The organism is Bacillus sp. 1NLA3E, assembly GCF_000242895.2.
In the GTDB taxonomy this organism is placed as follows: domain Bacteria; phylum Bacillota; class Bacilli; order Bacillales; family Cytobacillaceae; genus Bacillus_BU.
Genome location: NC_021171.1, coordinates 1,810,698 through 1,828,448, shown reverse-complemented (window position 1 = coordinate 1,828,448; position 17,751 = coordinate 1,810,698). Strand labels below are relative to the sequence as shown.

14 protein-coding genes and 1 other RNA gene are annotated in these 17,751 nt (G+C 39.6%); 9 read left to right on the top strand and 6 right to left on the bottom strand.

Translation table 11 applies throughout. The annotated features are described in order from the left end of the window. Positions 1-45 precede the first annotated feature (45 nt). Both B1NLA3E_RS08800 and ssrS read right to left on the bottom strand, forming a co-directional pair. The gene (locus B1NLA3E_RS08800) at positions 46-1,506 is read right to left on the bottom strand and encodes an IS1182 family transposase (RefSeq protein ID WP_015593490.1); all 1,461 of its coding nucleotides are present in this window, start codon (positions 1,504-1,506) and stop codon (positions 46-48) included. 259 nt (positions 1,507-1,765) lie between these two features. After that, positions 1,766-1,961: non-coding RNA, 6S RNA (gene ssrS, locus B1NLA3E_RS23795), on the bottom strand. A 146-nt stretch (positions 1,962-2,107) separates the two neighbouring features. On the opposite strand from ssrS, the gene B1NLA3E_RS08795 reads away from it, so the two are divergent. The 5 genes from B1NLA3E_RS08795 (at position 2,108) to dapD (ending at position 5,993) form a co-directional block, all read left to right on the top strand. Next, positions 2,108-2,974, top strand: coding sequence for a LysR substrate-binding domain-containing protein (locus tag B1NLA3E_RS08795; protein WP_015593489.1), 867 nt, complete (start codon positions 2,108-2,110; stop codon positions 2,972-2,974). Positions 2,975-3,134: 160 nt separating this feature from the next. Continuing rightward, positions 3,135-3,509: a CidA/LrgA family protein gene (locus B1NLA3E_RS08790; RefSeq protein ID WP_041580407.1), complete on the top strand. Its 375-nt coding sequence runs from the start codon at positions 3,135-3,137 to the stop codon at positions 3,507-3,509. Beyond that, the gene (locus B1NLA3E_RS08785) at positions 3,503-4,198 is read left to right on the top strand and encodes an LrgB family protein (RefSeq protein WP_015593487.1); all 696 of its coding nucleotides are present in this window, start codon (positions 3,503-3,505) and stop codon (positions 4,196-4,198) included. The genes B1NLA3E_RS08790 and B1NLA3E_RS08785 overlap by 7 nt, the downstream gene beginning before the upstream one ends. A gap of 138 nt (positions 4,199-4,336) precedes the next feature. Then, positions 4,337-5,353: an LLM class flavin-dependent oxidoreductase gene (locus tag B1NLA3E_RS08780; protein WP_015593486.1), complete on the top strand. Its 1,017-nt coding sequence runs from the start codon at positions 4,337-4,339 to the stop codon at positions 5,351-5,353. A gap of 22 nt (positions 5,354-5,375) precedes the next feature. Next, positions 5,376-5,993, top strand: coding sequence for a 2,3,4,5-tetrahydropyridine-2,6-dicarboxylate N-acetyltransferase (gene dapD, locus B1NLA3E_RS08775; protein ID WP_015593485.1), 618 nt, complete (start codon positions 5,376-5,378; stop codon positions 5,991-5,993). 241 nt (positions 5,994-6,234) lie between these two features. On the opposite strand, the gene B1NLA3E_RS08770 is transcribed toward dapD, so the two are convergent. Further along, a complete protein-coding gene (locus B1NLA3E_RS08770) occupies positions 6,235-6,648 on the bottom strand; it encodes a cupredoxin domain-containing protein (protein ID WP_041580983.1) in 414 nt (137 codons plus the stop codon). Between the two features lie 253 nt (positions 6,649-6,901). Between B1NLA3E_RS08770 and B1NLA3E_RS08765 the strand changes: the two genes are divergently transcribed. After that, positions 6,902-7,483, top strand: coding sequence for a C40 family peptidase (locus B1NLA3E_RS08765; RefSeq protein WP_051120135.1), 582 nt, complete (start codon positions 6,902-6,904; stop codon positions 7,481-7,483). 264 nt (positions 7,484-7,747) lie between these two features. Here B1NLA3E_RS08765 and gltD read toward each other — a convergent pair whose 3' ends face one another. Together gltD and gltB are read right to left on the bottom strand one after the other, a co-directional pair. Further along, a complete protein-coding gene (gene gltD, locus B1NLA3E_RS08755; protein ID WP_015593482.1) occupies positions 7,748-9,232 on the bottom strand; it encodes a glutamate synthase small subunit in 1,485 nt (494 codons plus the stop codon). Between the two features lie 16 nt (positions 9,233-9,248). Further along, complete coding sequence (gltB, locus tag B1NLA3E_RS08750; protein ID WP_015593481.1) at positions 9,249-13,817, bottom strand: glutamate synthase large subunit; 4,569 nt, start codon at positions 13,815-13,817, stop codon at positions 9,249-9,251. A 136-nt stretch (positions 13,818-13,953) separates the two neighbouring features. Here gltB and B1NLA3E_RS08745 point away from each other — a divergent pair, with 136 nt between their 5' ends. The 3 genes from B1NLA3E_RS08745 to B1NLA3E_RS08735 all read left to right on the top strand — a co-directional run bounded on the left by B1NLA3E_RS08745 (position 13,954) and on the right by B1NLA3E_RS08735 (position 16,844). Continuing rightward, positions 13,954-14,856, top strand: coding sequence for a LysR family transcriptional regulator (locus B1NLA3E_RS08745; RefSeq protein ID WP_015593480.1), 903 nt, complete (start codon positions 13,954-13,956; stop codon positions 14,854-14,856). Positions 14,857-15,060: 204 nt separating this feature from the next. After that, positions 15,061-15,738 (top strand): DUF421 domain-containing protein, encoded by a 678-nt coding sequence (locus B1NLA3E_RS08740; protein WP_015593479.1) that lies wholly within the window; start codon positions 15,061-15,063, stop codon positions 15,736-15,738. A 125-nt stretch (positions 15,739-15,863) separates the two neighbouring features. After that, entirely contained in the window at positions 15,864-16,844 is a 981-nt protein-coding gene (locus B1NLA3E_RS08735) for an NAD(P)H-dependent flavin oxidoreductase (protein ID WP_015593478.1), read from the top strand. A 57-nt stretch (positions 16,845-16,901) separates the two neighbouring features. Here B1NLA3E_RS08735 and B1NLA3E_RS08730 read toward each other — a convergent pair whose 3' ends face one another. Beyond that, a complete protein-coding gene (locus B1NLA3E_RS08730; RefSeq protein WP_015593477.1) occupies positions 16,902-17,657 on the bottom strand; it encodes an NRDE family protein in 756 nt (251 codons plus the stop codon). Positions 17,658-17,751 lie beyond the last annotated feature (94 nt).

Sequence of the window (17,751 nt, the reverse complement as noted above, 5' to 3'; positions counted from 1 at the left end):
ATCGTCTGTTTTTGGACGAAAAATTGCCCTTTTCCTTGCCTTTTTTTATTCTTTTTCATTGAGGAGTTTTAGTATTCGTTTAAGGTTGACAGCGAATATCGCTGTAGCTCCCTGAATCTTCATGCCTAATAGACCCGCAGATGATGCAATATCATACCCGTGTCTATGTTTCAACTCACTATTTTTCGCTTCAATTTTATAGCGAGATTTCGCTAGCTCTTTAAATTCTTCTGTGTTTTGAAATGCCTCCTGATCGGCATGTTCTGTTGATTTGATTGTCACAGAATAAGATTTACTTTTCGCTCCTTCTTTATAACATCCCTCATGAAAAGGACATACTTTACATTTTTCAATATCAAAAAAGTATTTGATTCTAGGGTTTTTATCTTGTCCCTTTCGTCCTTCATATTTCCTTCGATTAGCCATATGCCCTGCTTTACATACATACAATCCTGCATCTTTATTAAATTCAAACTCTTCTTCTTTTGTGCGTCTGCCATGTGTAATATGCGGATGTAATTTGGAAACAAGTGCTATTTCATTTTCTATCGCGAAGCGAATATTATCTTTCTCAGAGTAGGCTGTATCTCCAATGATTTTGTCAATTTTCATTCCGGTTGCTTGGCTTTTTTTGGTTAATTCCCGCAGATATTTTCCATCACTTTTTTCACCTGTTGTCATAACTGCCGCTGTAATAATCCGTTCATTAGCCATCGCGTAATGTGTTTTGAACCCAAAAAAAGAAGAATCCGCTGCTTTGTGTCCGACCCGTGCGTCTGGATCATTTGAATAGCTAAGTTGTTCTGTATAATCTTCTACGATCTCTTTTAGAACATTTAATTTTTCTTTGACCGAAGGTATTTTAGCGATTTGTGGTTCTTTTTCGACAACAGTAATGATTCGACGACAATAATCTAATTCATCGGTTACTTCATCAGAAATTGTTTTCGCAGGGAATTTTTCTTTCATGGATTCATCAATTCGATACACGGCTTTTCGAACATTTTTCGCTTTCTCTTGTAAAAATTCCTTCGGAGATTTTTGGTTATAACGCGCTTTCGTATGTGTGGAATCCACGATAATGGTTTTACTTTTTATGATTTCTTTTTCCAGAGCAATCTCAACTGTTTTGCCAATGAGCAAATCTAATAAATCCTCATCTTGAAGACGGAGTTTACGAAATTTCGTTAAGGAACTAGGATCAATCACGGAATCTTCTGGTGCCATATCCAGGAAATATTTAAACGACATATCATATATTGAACGTTCTACTACATCCACATCAGATAGATCAAATATCGATTTTAGTAATAAATATTTGAACATGCGAATCGGTGAAATGGCATTTCGACCGTTATCAAGACAATATTTCGTTTTTAATTCTTCGAGAATAAATGAAAAGTCCACTAGTTCATTGATTTGGCGAAGCATATTACTTTTTGGCACAACTATTTCGTAGATTGCCATGAATGGGCTAAGATTAAGTGTTTCTTGATTGGAAATCATCGGGATACCACCTACATACATTTAATATCGTTATTATAAGGCAAAAAGGCAGTTGAAAGTTTGGTTTAATCAAACTTTCAACTGCCTAAATTAAAAACTTGGACTTTTTCAGTGGCCTCCGCTTAAGCGCCGAGGAGGCTCACCGCCCGCCCCTAAGGTGCGCGAGTGCCTGGAACGGAAATCAACATTCTTGTTTAACAAAGCCAAGAAAAAAACCAGGTTCCGATTGGAATCTGGTTTATATTTGTTATAAAAATAAAACAAGCCACAATTGCCGTAACTTTATTAAGAAAGTTTTAAACCACCACTCCTCAAAGTGGGTGTTCGCAAAAACCTATTTTGCATGTCCTCCCTGTCGTATAGACGAAGGCTTGTCATATAGGCTTCAATGTAAAACTCCCTATATAAGTATAAAGGTTAAAACTTTATTATCGTTACGAACAACGTAGCTATGTTATTATCTTACTCGATTGCCTCGCTCGGGTCAATTGCAATCCATGGAAAAAACGGAAAAAAGATAGCCTTTACTTGCCCAAAATTTGCAGGACCGCTCCTAAATTCTCTTTCCTAATTTTGTTATAATAAACCAGAGGTGATAAGCATGGACATCCGTCAATTAAAATATTTCTTAGAGGTTGCCAAACAAAAAAGCATCACAAAAGCCGCAGACGTGCTCCATATTTCTCAACCAGCTTTAAGTAAAATGATCAAGGGGCTTGAAGAAGAACTTGGGATGACCCTAATTGTACGCACGAACAAAACAAGTTCCGTTACAGATACTGGGATGATTGTGATGGAGTATGCAAAAAAAATCATCTCCCAATTTGACGAAATGGAAACGACATTAAACGATATGACCAACCTTAGCAAGGGGTCGATCCATATTGGGATTCCCCCCATCATTGGAAGCTTATATTTTCCAAAAATCATCGCGGAATTTCATCATAAATATCCTAATATCGAAATTGTAATTAAGGAATACGGAGCAGCAAAGGTGGTAAAAAGTGTGGATGAAGGAGCATTTGAGTTAGGTGTTGCCGTTCTTCCAGTTGATGAAACTGTGTTTAATATATACCCAATCGTCCAAGATGAAATGAAATTATTAGTCCATCAGCAGCATCGCCTTGCTAATTCGGAAACAGTACATTTGAACGAGTTAGAAGAGGAAGATTTTATCTTTTACCATGAGGATTTTGCCCTCCACGATATCATGTGGAAAAAGTTTATTAAGATAGGATTTGAGCCAAAGGTTCTCTTTAAAAGCTCCCAATGGGATTTCATGTCTGAAATGGTTGCTGCCAATTTAGGGATTACGATTTTACCTGATTCAATTTGTAATCGAATTCAGAATGAACAGGTGAAAATCCTTAATTTAATTCCACCTACCCCTTGGAACCTCGCTGTTATCACCAAAAAGGGAAAATATATTTCAAATGCAGGGAAAGGATTTATTGAATTCATTGTTTAATGATGAGTTCCTGTTCTGAACATAACCTAAGGTTATAATCAACATAAAATATATGTATTATACGAATACCAACTATTATAGTAATATTTATCCATTAGCCAATTTGAACACGGCATAAGGAGCTTCAGTAGCTTCTTCCGTAGTGAGGAAGGAATTAAACTTGAAGATTATTACTATTATCATTCAAATTTTATTTATCCATATTTTTTTATTTTTAGGAGCTCTAATCAAAAACCTCATCACCATTCCAATTCCAGCTTCAATGGTCGGTCTTATACTGCTTTTAATAGCATTATCTCTTAAAATCGTGAAGCTTGAGTGGGTTGAAAAAGGTGGAAACTGGCTATTAGCTGAGCTAATTCTCTTCTTTATACCGTCTGCAGTCGGAATTGTAAATTATGATGAAATCGTTAGCTGGCAAGGCGTTAAGACCGTCTTACTAATTGGTTTAAGCACATTCATTGTGATTGGAGTAACCGCTTATACTGCAGACATGTCAGATAAAATTAGAAAAAGAAGTGATGTAAAATGGTAAAAATTATTGTTGCTACCATACTAACTTTTTTCATCTACCGCCTTACACAGGCTGGGTATAAAAAATGGGCTTTCCCTCTTCTTCACCCCTTATTAATTTGTCCGATTATAATCATCGGAGCGATTAGCATTATTCATTTACCTGCGAATCATTATATTAGTGAATCTAAATGGCTGACTCACATGCTTGGTCCAGCGACGGTTGCCTTTGCCATCCCAATCTATAAACATTTCCATTTGCTTAAAAAGAATTTAGGGATTATCGTCATCAGTATTACTATAGGTAGCCTTGTCGCCATATTTTCATCCTTTGGATTATCGTTATTGTTCCATCTTAATCCAGATTTCTTGGTTAGCGTCCTGCCAAGATCAATTACGACACCCATAGCGATTGAAGTTTCCAAAGAAATTGGTGGATTGCCAACATTAACAACCATTTTTGTAATCATCACCGGAATTGTCGGCGGGGTATTCGGTCCACTTGAGCTAAAATGGTTAGCGATTAAATCTCCTATTGCTAAAGGGTTGGCGCTTGGAATGAGTGCCCATGGAGTCGGAACGACAAAAGCTATGGAATACGGGGAGCAGGAAGCGACTTTTTCAACGCTTGCCATGATTTTTGCCGCTTGGATTACCCTGTTATGGGCGGGTTCCTTTATTCCGGCCCTTGTTAACTTGGCTCATATATGATTCAAAGATATTTATTTTTAAAAAAAGGCAGTGAGTCGCTGTCTTTTCTTTTTGTCCCATTTTTGATTACAATGAAAATATAAGGACAGCTAGCACAACACTTGGGCGTAAAACCCAATCAAGAAAGAGGATGAGACTATGTCAAAGAATATTAGACGACTTAGTGAGATTCAATTTTCAGTACTCGATCTTGCTCCGATAATCGACGGTGGCACCGCCGCACAAAGCTTGCAAAATACACTTGATTTAGCCCGCCATACTGAAAAGTGGGGTTATAATAGATATTGGCTTGCCGAACACCATAATATGCCTGGCATTGCTAGTTCGGCCACCTCTGTTGTAATCGCTCACGTTGCAAGTGGCACTTCAACTATCCGTGTTGGCTCCGGCGGTATTATGTTGCCAAACCATGCTGCACTTGTAATTGCTGAGCAATTTGGAACTCTAGAATCTCTATATCCAGGCCGAATCGACCTTGGACTTGGACGTGCGCCTGGAACCGATGGACTAACTGCGCATGCTTTAAGGCGAGATCTTAGAAATGATGATTTTTCTCAGCAACTAGGTGAACTGCGCAACTATCTTAATCCTGCCATTACTTCAGATAAAAAGCGCGTGCGTGCAATCCCTGGTGAGGGATTAAATATTCCAATTTGGTTGTTGGGTTCCAGCGGTTATAGTGCTGGACTAGCAGGGCAACTTGGTCTGCCATTTGCTTTTGCCAGTCACTTTTCACCTGAATATACAATCCCAGCTTTAGAATTATACCGCAGTCAGTTCCGACCTTCTGAAGTATTAGATGAACCATATGCTATGGTCGGTCTGAATATTGTCGCTGCTGATACGGATAAACAAGCACACTTCCTTGCAAGCTCGATGAAGCTGCAATTCTTAAATTTAATTCGCAATACCCCTAGTAAATTGCTACCACCTGTCGAAAATATTGAGGAATTTTCCAGTGACTATGAAAAAGGTTTACTTTTAGAAAGACTGTCTTCCTCCATTATTGGAAGTCCTGAAACAATAAAAGAAAAGCTGCAGTCTTTTTTAAATAAAACGGGTGCAGATGAGATGATCATCAACTCACAAATTTTCGATCACCAGGCCCGACTTCACTCATATGAAATTGTCGCGGAAATAACCGATATAAAATAGAGTAATACAATTGGAGGCTATTATGGACAATAACAGTATTCATGATTTATTGAAAACTGCTAAAAAAAAGACTTTGGTCAAGGCTTATATTCAAGGTGAACTTGCTGATATTGATTTTGGAGAAGAAAGTAAAATCATCCTTTTGGGTGATGGCGGTATTGTTATTGGTAATTGGGATGACATTAAACCAGCGATTGAACATCATCCCAATCTGATAAAGGATTATTATATTGAGAACGACCGCAGGAATTCGATAATTGATTTACTAGACACGAAAAATTTAAACGCACGAATTGAGCCAGGGGCATTTATTCGCGCAGGAGTCACGATTGAGGACGATGCCGTTATCATGATGGGAGCCTGTATAAATATAGGTGCCCATATTGGAGAGAGAACATTGGTCGATATGAATGCTGTGATTGGCGGCGGTGCTACAATCGGAAAAAGATGTCATATTGGTGCTGGTGTTGTGATAAAAGGAGTCATCTCCTCCCCTAGTGCTTCACCTGTGATCATTGAGGATGATGTTGTGATCGGACCAAATGCTGTCATTATGGAAAGTATCAAAATTGGCAAAGGCGCGGTCATTCGCGCAGGATCTATTGTCACAAAAAATGTCGCCGAAGGTGAAGTCATTTAATTTCTTTTTGAAAAAAAAGGCGGGGAACCGCCTACTGGGTACTGTTTTGAAGTGCAAAATTGCAATTAGTGACTGAATTCGTATTAGAAATTGCACCTGAAATAAAAAAGTAATAAACACAATCATCATCGGTACAGAAAAACGCTAAAATGTTTCTTTTTTATTAGATATTCAACATATAACCCTTTATTTGAATAAAAGCTCGACTTTCGAGACGATATGCTCGACTTTCGGAAAATGATTACTCAACTATTATTTTCCCTGTCATCTTTTTATGTCCAACTCCACAAGGCACCAAACAAGAAAAGGTAAAGGTTCCCTTTTTGTCAGCAACGAATTCAGCAGTTCCATCACTGGTTAGTCTTACACCAAATTCTGCTATTTCCATTCCATGCCCACCTGCCGAATTTTCTAAGCTGAGTTCGACTGTATCCCCTTGATTAACATGGATTTCATTGGGAGCAAATTTATAGTTAGCGGCATTGACTGTAATCTCTTTTATTTCCCCTAGAGCATAATTTCCCCCAGCTGTTTCTTTTGCAGGTTCTTGAAAATTGTTTGGCCTTGAGGATGGGTCATCTTTCCCATCACAAGAAGCTAATAGCAATATTAACATGATTGAAAATCCAACTAGCAACCAGGATTTTTTCTTCAAATTCCCATCTCCCTCACAAAATAGTAAAAGGATACTCTTTTTTTTCATCAGTTAAATCACTTTCTCCTAACGCTTTTATGTACCCAAAGAACTTGAACAGCAAGTCCTGAACTATGTTTATGTGGCATTATGGAAAAATAGTCTATTCAGTTCAAAGGAAAGTAAAATATTCCCTCTTATTAATGATCCTTTTTTGATAAAAATATCAATGAATGTTGAAATACATTTAATCTTGAGGATAATGAGGGGAAAAATGAAAAAATTCATTTTGCTGCTAACCGTTGTGTTTTGCTTCACCATGCCATTAAGTTCTTTTGCTTATACGGTTAAGCCTGGTGATACCATGTACGGAATTGCCAAAAAGTATGGAATCACATTAAGTCGGATCATTCAATTGAACCCGCAAATTAAAGCTCCAAACAATCTGATTCCAGGTCAACACATTAACACATGGTACAACAAGGCAGAATTAATTATTGACTATGCGGTAAGTACACAGGGAAAAACGCAATATGTGTTAGGTGCTGATCCTGCAAAAGCACCATGGGTTTCTGATTGTAGCTCATGGACGCAAGCAATTTATAAACGATATGGAATCACACTGCCTCGAACAAGTGTCCAACAATCTAAAGTTGGCAAACCAGTTACATTCAAGGAACTTAGAAAGGGCGATTTGATGTTCTTTGGTTCAAGTGGCAGAGTCACACATGTGGGAATCTACATGGGGAATGGATATTATATCAGCAATCTGAATGCAAATAAAGATGTCCAAATTTATTCTGTTTATGAATCATGGTCATACCGTACTTTTCTTTGGGGTTCAAGGGTGATATAACTATATTTTTATCAAAAGGCTCTGTTAAAAGAGAATGTTGATTTCCGTTCCAGGCGCTTCGCTTTCCGCGGGGCGGGCGGTGAGCCTCCTCGGCGCTTAAGCGCCTGCGGGGTCTCACCTGTCCCGCTGCTCCCGCAGGAGTCTTCGCGCCTTCCACTCCAATCAACATTGTGCAAAAAATCAACATTAAGCTTTAACACAGTTAGAAAAACAATTGAAGGGCCCCAATTTTGAGGCCCTTCATTCATTATATATACCCCTATGTTAAGGCAAATTCGAGCTTCCCATCAAATAACGGTCCACTTCGCGAGCCACTTCACGACCTTCGTTGATTGCCCAAACAATTAAACTTTGCCCTCTTCTTACATCCCCTGCGGCAAATACACCTTCGATATTCGTTGTGTATTTGCCGTATTCTGCTTTAACCTTGCGATTTTCTGTTTCCACTTCAAACTGTGAAATAACACCCGGCTCTGGGCCTTCAAAACCAATCGCTATTAACACCAACTGTGCCGGCCACACCTTTTCCGTTCCTGGAATTTCTGTGAAAACAGCTTCACCGTTCTCTCCAACTGTTTTTTCCATTGAAATAGTGTGTAATTCTTTCACATGTCCTTGTTCATCGGCAACGATTTTTTTCGTCAGAATGCAATATTGGCGTGGATCCCCACCAAACTTCGCCTCTGCTTCCTTATGTGCGTAGTCAATCGTAAATACCTGCGGTTGTTCTGGCCACATATTGTCGGCATCACGAGAGCCCGGAAGTTTTGGATGCTTTCCAAACTGCACAACACTATTACATTTTTGACGAAGTGCAGTAGCCATGCAGTCCGCTCCTGTATCACCGCCCCCGATTACAATGACGTCTTTACCTTCAGCATCGATAAACTGACCATCTGCAAAATTAGAATCTAATAAACTCTTTGTGGATTTCGTCAAATAATCCATTGCAAAATGAATACCTTCTGCTTCGCGGCCTTCCAAGATAAGGTCCCGCTGTTTTTGGGCGCCAATTGCAATGATGACAGAATCGTACTGAGCAGTAAGATCAGATGCTGAAATGTCTTTGCCAACTTCGGTATTCGTTACGAAGGAAACTCCTTCTTCTGTCAGTAAATTCACCCGGCGAGTAACGACATCTTTTTCAAGTTTCATATTTGGAATTCCATACATGAGTAATCCGCCTGGACGATCATCACGTTCATACACGGTTACGCTATGTCCAGCTTGGTTTAATTGGTCTGCAGCTGCTAAACCTGCCGGTCCTGACCCAATTATAGCTACCTTTTTACCCGTACGCACAGTAGGAATTCTCGGTTGAATCCAGCCCTCTTCAAACCCTTTATCGATAATCGCCCGTTCAATGTTTTTGATTGCCACGGCTGGATCATTGGAAAGGGTTACCGTACAAGAGCCTTCACAAGGAGCAGGACAAACTCGACCTGTAAATTCAGGAAAATTATTGGTCTTTAATAGCCGGTCCAACGCTTCCTGCCATCTGCCACGAAACACGAGATCATTCCACTCCGGAATTAAATTGTTAATTGGACAACCAGATGTAAAACCATTTAGCTCCATTCCCATGTGACAGAAAGGAGTCCCGCAATCCATACAGCGGGCACCTTGTCTAGTTAATGTTTCATCAGTGAAAGGAGTAGAATATTCTTTCCAGTCATTTAACCGTAAATGAGGATTCCGTTCCTTTGCCTCTTCACGAACATATTCCATGAAACCAGTTGCTTTTCCCATATTCCTCACTCCTTCCTTATTTAGCGATAGCCTCTTGCTTTAGATTTATTGAAGAGGATTCTTTTTGTCCCTTTACGTTTGCTTCAAATGCGCTCATAACTGCCTGGTCATCCGATAAACCTTCTTCTTTTTTCTTCTCGATTTGGTCCATCATCCGTTTGAAGTCTTTTGGAATCACTTTTACGAATTTTTGTACAAAATCATCCCAGTGGTTCAGTACGTAGGCAGCATTCGGGCTACCAGTATATTGTTGATGCTTCCGAACCATTTCCTTCACTTCAGCAACCTCATCTTGTTTAGAAAGAGTTTCAAACTCAATCATTTCTTGATTGCACAGTGCTTTAGCCTCTTCTTCATGTTCATTACAAAGCAAGTAAGCAATTCCACCGGACATTCCCGCTGCAAAGTTTTTGCCAATATCACCTAAAACAACCACTCTTCCGCCCGTCATGTATTCACAGCCATGATCACCAATACCTTCAACAACTGCAATGGCACCGCTGTTCCGTACACAGAACCGTTCACCTGCCCGACCGTTTATATAAGCCTCCCCACCGGATGCTCCATATAAAGCCACATTCCCGACAATCACGTTTTCAGCTGACCCAATTGCCTCCTCTGTTGGAACAGATACTATGATCTTTCCACCTGATAGACCCTTACCCACATAATCGTTGGCATCCCCAGTTAAGGTCATAGTCATTCCCTTTGGAATAAATGCACCAAAACTTTGACCAGCAGATCCCGTAAAACGAAGGGTAATGGTATCTTCCGGAAGTCCTTCTTCACCATATTTTTTCGAAACTTCACTTCCCACAATTGTCCCAACTACACGATTTATATTTTTAATGACAAAGCTTTCATCTACTTTGGTCTTATTTTCCAATGCCGGTTGTACTGCAGGCAACAGCTTTTGGATATCTAGCGACTGCTCAATCTTGTGATTTTGCGGAGTGCTAAACGTACGCTTACCTTCAGGCTGATGAAGCAATGCCGTTAAATCTAAAAACTTTGTTTTCCAATGATTTTGGGCACGTTCGCTTACTTGAAGAACATCTGTGCGACCAACCATTTCTTCGACATTTCGGAAGCCTAATTCGGCCATCATTTCACGAACTTCTTGGGCAACAAACATAAAGTAGTTCACAATATAGTCCGGATCTCCGTCAAACTTCCGACGTAACTCTGGGTTTTGCGTGGCTACCCCAACTGGACATGTATCCAAATGGCAAGCACGCATCATCACACAGCCAAGGACAACTAAAGGTGCAGTGGCAAATCCAAATTCTTCAGCACCAAGTAATGCTGCCATAACCACGTCTCGTCCAGTCATGAGCTTCCCGTCTGTTTCAAGTACGACACGACTACGTAAGCCATTTAACATCAATGTTTGGTGGGCCTCTGCTAACCCTAGCTCCCATGGAAGCCCTGTATGCTTAATACTCGTTTTTGGTGAGGCACCAGTTCCACCGTCATACCCACTAATTACAATTACATCAGCCGAACCCTTCGCTACGCCAGCTGCGATCGTTCCAACCCCTGCTTTTGAAACAAGTTTAACGCTGATTCTTGCATCACGATTGGCATTTTTCATATCGTGAATAAGCTGAGCCAAATCTTCAATCGAGTAAATATCATGATGTGGAGGAGGTGAAATCAATCCTACACCTGGTGTTGAACCCCGTACATCGGCAACCCACGGATACACCTTATTACCTGGTAACTGACCGCCCTCACCTGGTTTTGCTCCTTGAGCCATTTTAATTTGGAGTTCATCTGCATTAACAAGATAATGACTTTTTACCCCAAAACGGCCAGAAGCAATCTGTTTAATCGCACTGCGACGGAAATCGCCATTCTCATCACGAAGGTAACGTGCAGGATTTTCTCCACCCTCACCGCTATTACTTTTTGCACCTAAACGATTCATGGCAATCGCCAATGCTTCGTGGGCCTCTTGGCTCAAAGAACCAAAGGACATTGCACCCGTTTTAAAACGGCGGACGATTGATTCGACAGATTCCACTTCATCAATCGAGATTGCTTGACGATTTTCATCAAAAGAAAACAAATTTCGCAAAAAGCCTATACGTTCTTCATTTGCGGCTTCAGAGTATTGTTTGTATAATTCGTAATCATTTTTACGTGTTGACATTTGTAAGGTGTGAATTGTTTTCGGATTGAAAGCATGGTGTTCGCCATTTTTTCTCCATTGGAAATCACTTCCTGAATCTAACGTTTCATCAATGGAGTCTGCAAATGCCGCTTTGTGACGATCGACAGCTTCTTTTGCCACGACATCTAAACCTATGCCACCAAGCTGGGATGCTGTTCCACTAAAATAACAATCAATCAATGTTGCACCAATTCCAACAGCTTCAAAAATTTGGGCACCACGATAGCTTTGTACCGTAGAAATCCCCATTTTGGACATGACTTTTACAACGCCTTCTGTTACAGCTTGAATATATTTGCTTACCGCTTGCTGATAGCTTCCTTTTAAAACACCATCCAACACGGCTTTTTTATAAACTTCAAAAGCAAGATATGGGTTAATGGCATCAACACCAAAACCAAGTAGTGCAGCGAAATGGTGCACTTCTCTTGTCTCTCCTGTTTCCACAATGATGCTGACATTTGTACGACTACCCTGGTGAACAAGATGTTGATGAATCGCACTTGCTGCAAGAAGAACTGGAATGACAACTTCTGTTTCGTTCATCTGGCGGTCAGATAGGATAAGCAGGCTGACTCCGTCGGCAATTGCTTGATCGGCTTGTTGACAAAGCAACGCAAGTTTACTTTCAAGATCATTTGTAAACAAAATGTCTAATGTCCGGCTAGTGAAATCCGGGTTAAGACCTGTCTTTAATTGTGAAAGTTCTTGATTGGATAAAACAAAAGTATCAAGCTGAATCCGATGTGCATTATCTTCACTCGGGTTAAGTAAATTACCTTCAGCACCAAGTAGTGTCATTGTTGAGGTAACGATATGCTCACGAAGTGAATCAATTGGAGGATTCGTTACTTGAGCAAAAGATTGCTTAAAATAGTTAAACAAAGATTGTGGTCTGTCTGACAACACTGCAAGTGGTGTATCATTTCCCATTGATCCAAGTGGATCCTTCCCTTCGGCTACAACAGGGATTAAATATTTTTGAATATCTTCGTGCGTATAACCAAACACCTTTTTACGCAAACGCAAATCAGACATTATTTCTGTATCATCTTCTACAGTCAAATCGTTTAATTTTAAAAGTTTATTATCAAGCCATTGTTGATAGGGCTGTGCACTGGCCATTTCCGACTTAATTTCCTCATCAGAAATAATTCGGCCTTCTTCCAAATCAATTAACAACATTTTCCCTGGGCTTAATCGGTCTTTGTATAAAACATTTTCAGGATCGACATCAATGACGCCGACTTCTGAAGAAAAAATAATGTAATCATCTTTTGTTACATAATAACGGGCAGGACGAAGACCGTTGCGGTCAAGGATTGCCCCAATTTGTTTTCCGTTCGTAAATGAAATGGCTGTTGGTCCATCCCACGGCTCCATTAATGAGCTATGATATTCATAAAAAGCCTTTTTCTCAAGCGAAATGTGCGGGTTTTCTGTCCATGGCTCAGGAATCAACATCATCGCTGTATGGGCTGGCGTGCGTCCTGCTAATACAAAAAACTCAAATGCATTGTCTAAAATAGACGAGTCACTACCATCTGTATCAAGAACTGGAAGTACCTTTTGTAAATCATCTCCAAATGCATCTGATACAAACTGTTGCTCACGAGCCTTCATCCAGTTAATGTTTCCGCGTAACGTGTTGATTTCACCATTGTGAATTAAGTAACGGTTTGGATGTGCACGTTCCCAACTCGGGAAAGTGTTCGTGCTAAAGCGGGAATGCACTAAAGCAAATGCCGAAACAAAAGAATCATCCTGCAAATCAACATAAAACTCATCCACTTGGTTCGGTGTTAGTAATCCTTTATAAACAATCGTATTTGATGAAAGACTGGCAAAATAGAAGCGTTGCTCCCTTTCTTGCGCAAATCGTTCTGCTTGTTTACGAATCACATATAATTTCCGTTCAAAAGCTAGTTCATCTTGTAAGTTTTCATTTGCCCCGATAAACACTTGACGAACATGAGGTTGACTTTCTTTTGCAACTATTCCAAGTTTTCCGACATTTACAGGCACAGTTCTCCATCCCAGAAGAGTTTGCCCTTCATTAGCTATAAGTGTATTTAAACGAGCTTCAATCTCGTCCCGTGACTGATCATCATTCGAAAAAAAGATCATTCCTACACCATAGCGTCCTTTTTCAGGCAAATTCATCTCTTGACACTCTTTTTTGAAAAAAGCATCTGGAATTTGAACCATGATACCAGCGCCGTCACCTGTTAGCGGATCACTACCTTGTCCGCCACGATGGTCAAGCTGACAAAGCATCTGAAGTCCTTTTTGGACAATTTCATGCGTTGGTTTTCCCTTTAAATTAGCATATAAACCGATTCCGCAGGCATCATGTTCAAATTCTGGACGGTAGAGACCTTGAGCTGTTGGTATTTGATTAAAAGCCATTTTTTCTCCCCCGTTTCATTTTCTTTATCCGTTTAAAAATTCATAAAACTATACTAACTTTAAAAATTAATATAAACAATATATAATTTAGATAGAAATAATCTCTTTTTGAGATGAATGAAAAGGGTGCTCCGGGATGGAACTAAGACAATTGCGTTATTTTCATGAAGTTGCAAAGCGTGAACATGTATCAGATGCGGCTCAACATCTACATGTGGCTCAATCTGCGATTAGTAGACAAATCGCCAACCTCGAAGATGAGTTAGGCGTACAATTATTTGAAAAGGCTGGACGAAATGTAAAACTTACTCCAGTTGGGAAATTATTTTTGGAGCATTCAGAAACCGCACTCAAAGCGATTGATTTTGCTAAACAACAAATCGATGAATACCTCGACCCAGAACGAGGTACAATCAGAATCGGTTTCCCTACGAGTCTAGCAAGTCACCTATTACCAACTGTCATTTCTGCTTTTAAAGATCGATACGCTAATGTCGCCTTTCAATTACGACAAGGTTCCTATAAATTTTTAATCGATGCCGTCAAAAACAGGCTGATTGACTTAGCCTTTCTTGGACCTGTCCCAACGAATGACGCAGACATAGAAGGACATATTTTATTTACCGAAAATATTTCAGCGCTCCTACCAGCGAACCATCCGCTTGCTGGACACAAGAGCTTGCGTCTCAGTGATTTACGCAGTGATGAATTTGTGTTATTTCCAGAAGGAATGATTTTACACCGAATTGTCATTGATGCTTGCAAACATGCTGGCTTTACCCCTAAAGTTTCTTCAGTCGGTGAAGACTTGGATGCAATTAAAGGTCTTGTCTCAGCTGGGATGGGCGTGACCTTGCTACCAGAAAGTACATTTTATGAAACTACACCTCGTTTTACTGTAAAAATACCAATTGATATCCCGCAAGTAAGGCGCACTGTTGGTTTGATCGTCCCAAAAAGGCGTGAGCTTGCCCCTTCCGAAAAAGTATTTTTTGAGTTTGTTAAAGATTTCTTCTACCAGTTAGAGCAATTTAAATAGAAGAAACACGGAAGCGTTTTCAAATAAGTCGCCGGACAAGCTATGATCATTCCATATAAAACAAAGGTAAGCAAACTTTAGTGAATTTTACTAATTTGCTTACCTTTTCTTTCATCAAAAACAAGATAATTATTCCAAAGATTTGGCATAATAACATTGGCTTATTATTTGGCTGCTAATCAAACAGATTGGAGGCAATAAGGCATGGAGCCGATCGAAGTAATCGTAAGAGTATTTGCTTCTTTTGTGGTGTTATTATTTTTAACCCGGCTGATGGGAAAAAAACAAGTGAGTGAATTGACATTTTTCAACTATATTACAGGAATCACGATTGGTGCAGTTGCTGCTACAATCACGATAGATGCGAGCATTGATTTTTTTGACGGTTTGATTAGTTTATTCACTTGGACATCCCTAATCCTCTTAGTAAGTTACCTTACATTAAAGTCACCCAAAGCTCGGATCCTATTGAATGGACAACCTACCGTTGTTATTAAAAATGGAGAAATCCTTGAACGGGCAATGGCTGATATCCGATTAACCATGGAAGATCTTCGAATGCTGCTACGTGAAGAAAACATTTTCTCCACTCAAGATGTAGACTATGCCGTATTAGAGCCAAATGGACAATTGTCTGTTTTGAAGAAAATGGAGAAACAGAATGTAACCAATAAAGATTTAAATGTAACTACGATTACACCACTATATATCCCTACAGAAATCATTCTGGAAGGCAAAGTGGTTGGTGAAAATTTAACAAACCTAAATTTAACAAGCAGCTGGTTGGAAAAACAATTGAATCAGGCTGGAGTAAGAATACAAGATGTTTTTTATGCAGAGATTCAAAGTGATGGAAATTTATTTATCGATAAAAAGAGTTAAGATAATTTTTATGGTATAATACTTTATATTACCAGATTTTATGACCTGGTAATAAAAGTCACAGAAAAGTCACATACATTTTTTGAATATCGTGTTAACATTCAAAAGAGTATTATCATTATTTTTTGAAAAGGGGTATTAAGTTGAATTTTCCACAACTAAAAATCGGACATATGATGCCGAAAGTTCCTATCATTCAAGGCGGAATGGGGATTGGAATTTCATTGAGTGGACTAGCTTCTGCAGTAGCAAATGCAGGTGGAATTGGCATCATTTCTGGTACTGGAATTTCAGTTGATGAAATGCGCGACCATATTAGACGTGCAAAGGCTCTTGTTAAGGACGCTGGGTATATTGGTGTTAACGTCCTATTTGCTATGAATGATTTTGCTGAAAAAATGAAAGCTGCCATAGAAGAAAAAGTTGATTTTATCATTTCCGGTGCGGGAATTTCACGAGATATGTATGCTTGGGGAAGAGAAGCTGGGGTTCCGGTCCTTTCCATTGTTTCTTCAGGAAAACTTGCAAGAATTTCTGAACGACTTGGGGCTGCTGCCGTTGTGGTTGAAGGCTTTGAAGCTGGCGGACACCTTGGTACTGACCGTCCAATGTTTGACATTCTTCCTGAAGTAGTAGAGGCCGTTTCGATTCCGGTTATTGCTGCAGGCGGTATTTTGACAGGCGCGGATATTAAGAAAGCTCTTGATATGGGTGCTTCCGGTGTGCAAATGGGTACACGTTTTGTTGCTTCTGTTGAATGTGATGCACCGATGTCTTTCAAGCAACGATACGTTGATGCTTGTGAAGAGGATATCGTTCTAGTTAAAACAACAGTCGGTTACCAAGGGCGTGCCTTAATCAATCAGTTTACTGATGCGATTAGCGACAATAAAAAGGTGAGAGTTAAAAAATGCACTGATTGTCTAAAAAGCTGTTCCTACCGTTTCTGCACTCGTGATTCATTGATTACATCAATGGAAGGGGACGTGGAAAACGGACTAGTTTTCGCAGGTGCTAGAGTAACCGAAATCCATGACATTCTCCCTGTACAAACTATCATCGATAATTTAACAGCAGAGTATGATGAAGCACTCCAGCTTTCTTAAAATAATTACTTTTCTAACATAAACAACCGCTCAAGATTAGCGGTTGTTTTTTCATGTTCAAAAATTGATATGAAAAATATTTTCACTCATTCCATCCAGGGTATATACCCTTTCCGTAAAGTGTATTTCTTCATCGGTCATTAATAAAACCGTTGAACTTCTCGTTCCGTAGCCGTCACTTTTTATAAACATCGGGGAAAGAACTCTTTCCCATTCTAAAGAAACACCTGTTTTTGGGAGTGCATCGTCAGGAGCAGGATTTGCGTTTTGAAGTATTGTGAAAAGCTGCTCTTCTAGATCGTTTCTGTTCCCCTTTACAATTTTTTCCAAACCTTCCTTACCTCTTTTTACCTTGGGCCATTCAGTGTTTAGAAGATGATTGCTGACTCCGTAGATGCCTGAATCAATCCGCTTCAATTCATTTCCTATATTTGAATAGTAATATAGGTCTTTAGCATCCCCTGCTAAAAGGTTGTAGCCTGGATACAAATCTCGATGATTGGCCACTTTTTCCATATATGTCTTAGGATGCAATGAGTTTTTTAAAAAATCACCGACTAACTCTCCGCGCGATCGTTTCCCATCTGTTAATTCTTTCGGGTCACGGTAATTGGTTAACGCGGCAAAGCTTCCCTCTTTTGTTACGCCCATCCACGTTCCCATTTGTTTTAAGTCACGGCCCGCGAGAATCTGCGGATGATCCTCCCAAAAATGAGCGGGAGCGGTAGGTCTTTCATAAAACTCATCACGATTAGCAGCAATGATTAGTTTGTATTTTGGATGGACTCGATAGGCAAATAGAATTAAACACACTGTTAATCACATCTTTCAAAAAATTTTTAATATATATTCTGATGGAATTATTCCGCTTACATAATCATCAAACACTAAAGGAAAGATAAGCCTA

Excerpts from the sequence above, each read along its gene's own strand:
- B1NLA3E_RS08795 (WP_015593489.1), top strand. The coding sequence starts at position 2,108 with ATGGACATCCGTCAATTAAAATATTTCTTAGAGGTTGCCAAACAAAAA.
- dapD (WP_015593485.1), top strand. The coding sequence starts at position 5,376 with ATGGACAATAACAGTATTCATGATTTATTGAAAACTGCTAAAAAAAAG.
- gltB (WP_015593481.1), bottom strand. The coding sequence starts at position 13,817 with ATGGCTTTTAATCAAATACCAACAGCTCAAGGTCTCTACCGTCCAGAA.
- B1NLA3E_RS08765 (WP_051120135.1), top strand. The coding sequence starts at position 6,902 with ATGAAAAAATTCATTTTGCTGCTAACCGTTGTGTTTTGCTTCACCATG.
- B1NLA3E_RS08745 (WP_015593480.1), top strand. The coding sequence starts at position 13,954 with ATGGAACTAAGACAATTGCGTTATTTTCATGAAGTTGCAAAGCGTGAA.
- B1NLA3E_RS08785 (WP_015593487.1), top strand. The coding sequence starts at position 3,503 with ATGGTAAAAATTATTGTTGCTACCATACTAACTTTTTTCATCTACCGC.
- gltD (WP_015593482.1), bottom strand. The coding sequence starts at position 9,232 with ATGGGAAAAGCAACTGGTTTCATGGAATATGTTCGTGAAGAGGCAAAG.
- B1NLA3E_RS08800 (WP_015593490.1), bottom strand. The coding sequence starts at position 1,506 with ATGATTTCCAATCAAGAAACACTTAATCTTAGCCCATTCATGGCAATC.
- B1NLA3E_RS08780 (WP_015593486.1), top strand. The coding sequence starts at position 4,337 with ATGTCAAAGAATATTAGACGACTTAGTGAGATTCAATTTTCAGTACTC.
- B1NLA3E_RS08740 (WP_015593479.1), top strand. The coding sequence starts at position 15,061 with ATGGAGCCGATCGAAGTAATCGTAAGAGTATTTGCTTCTTTTGTGGTG.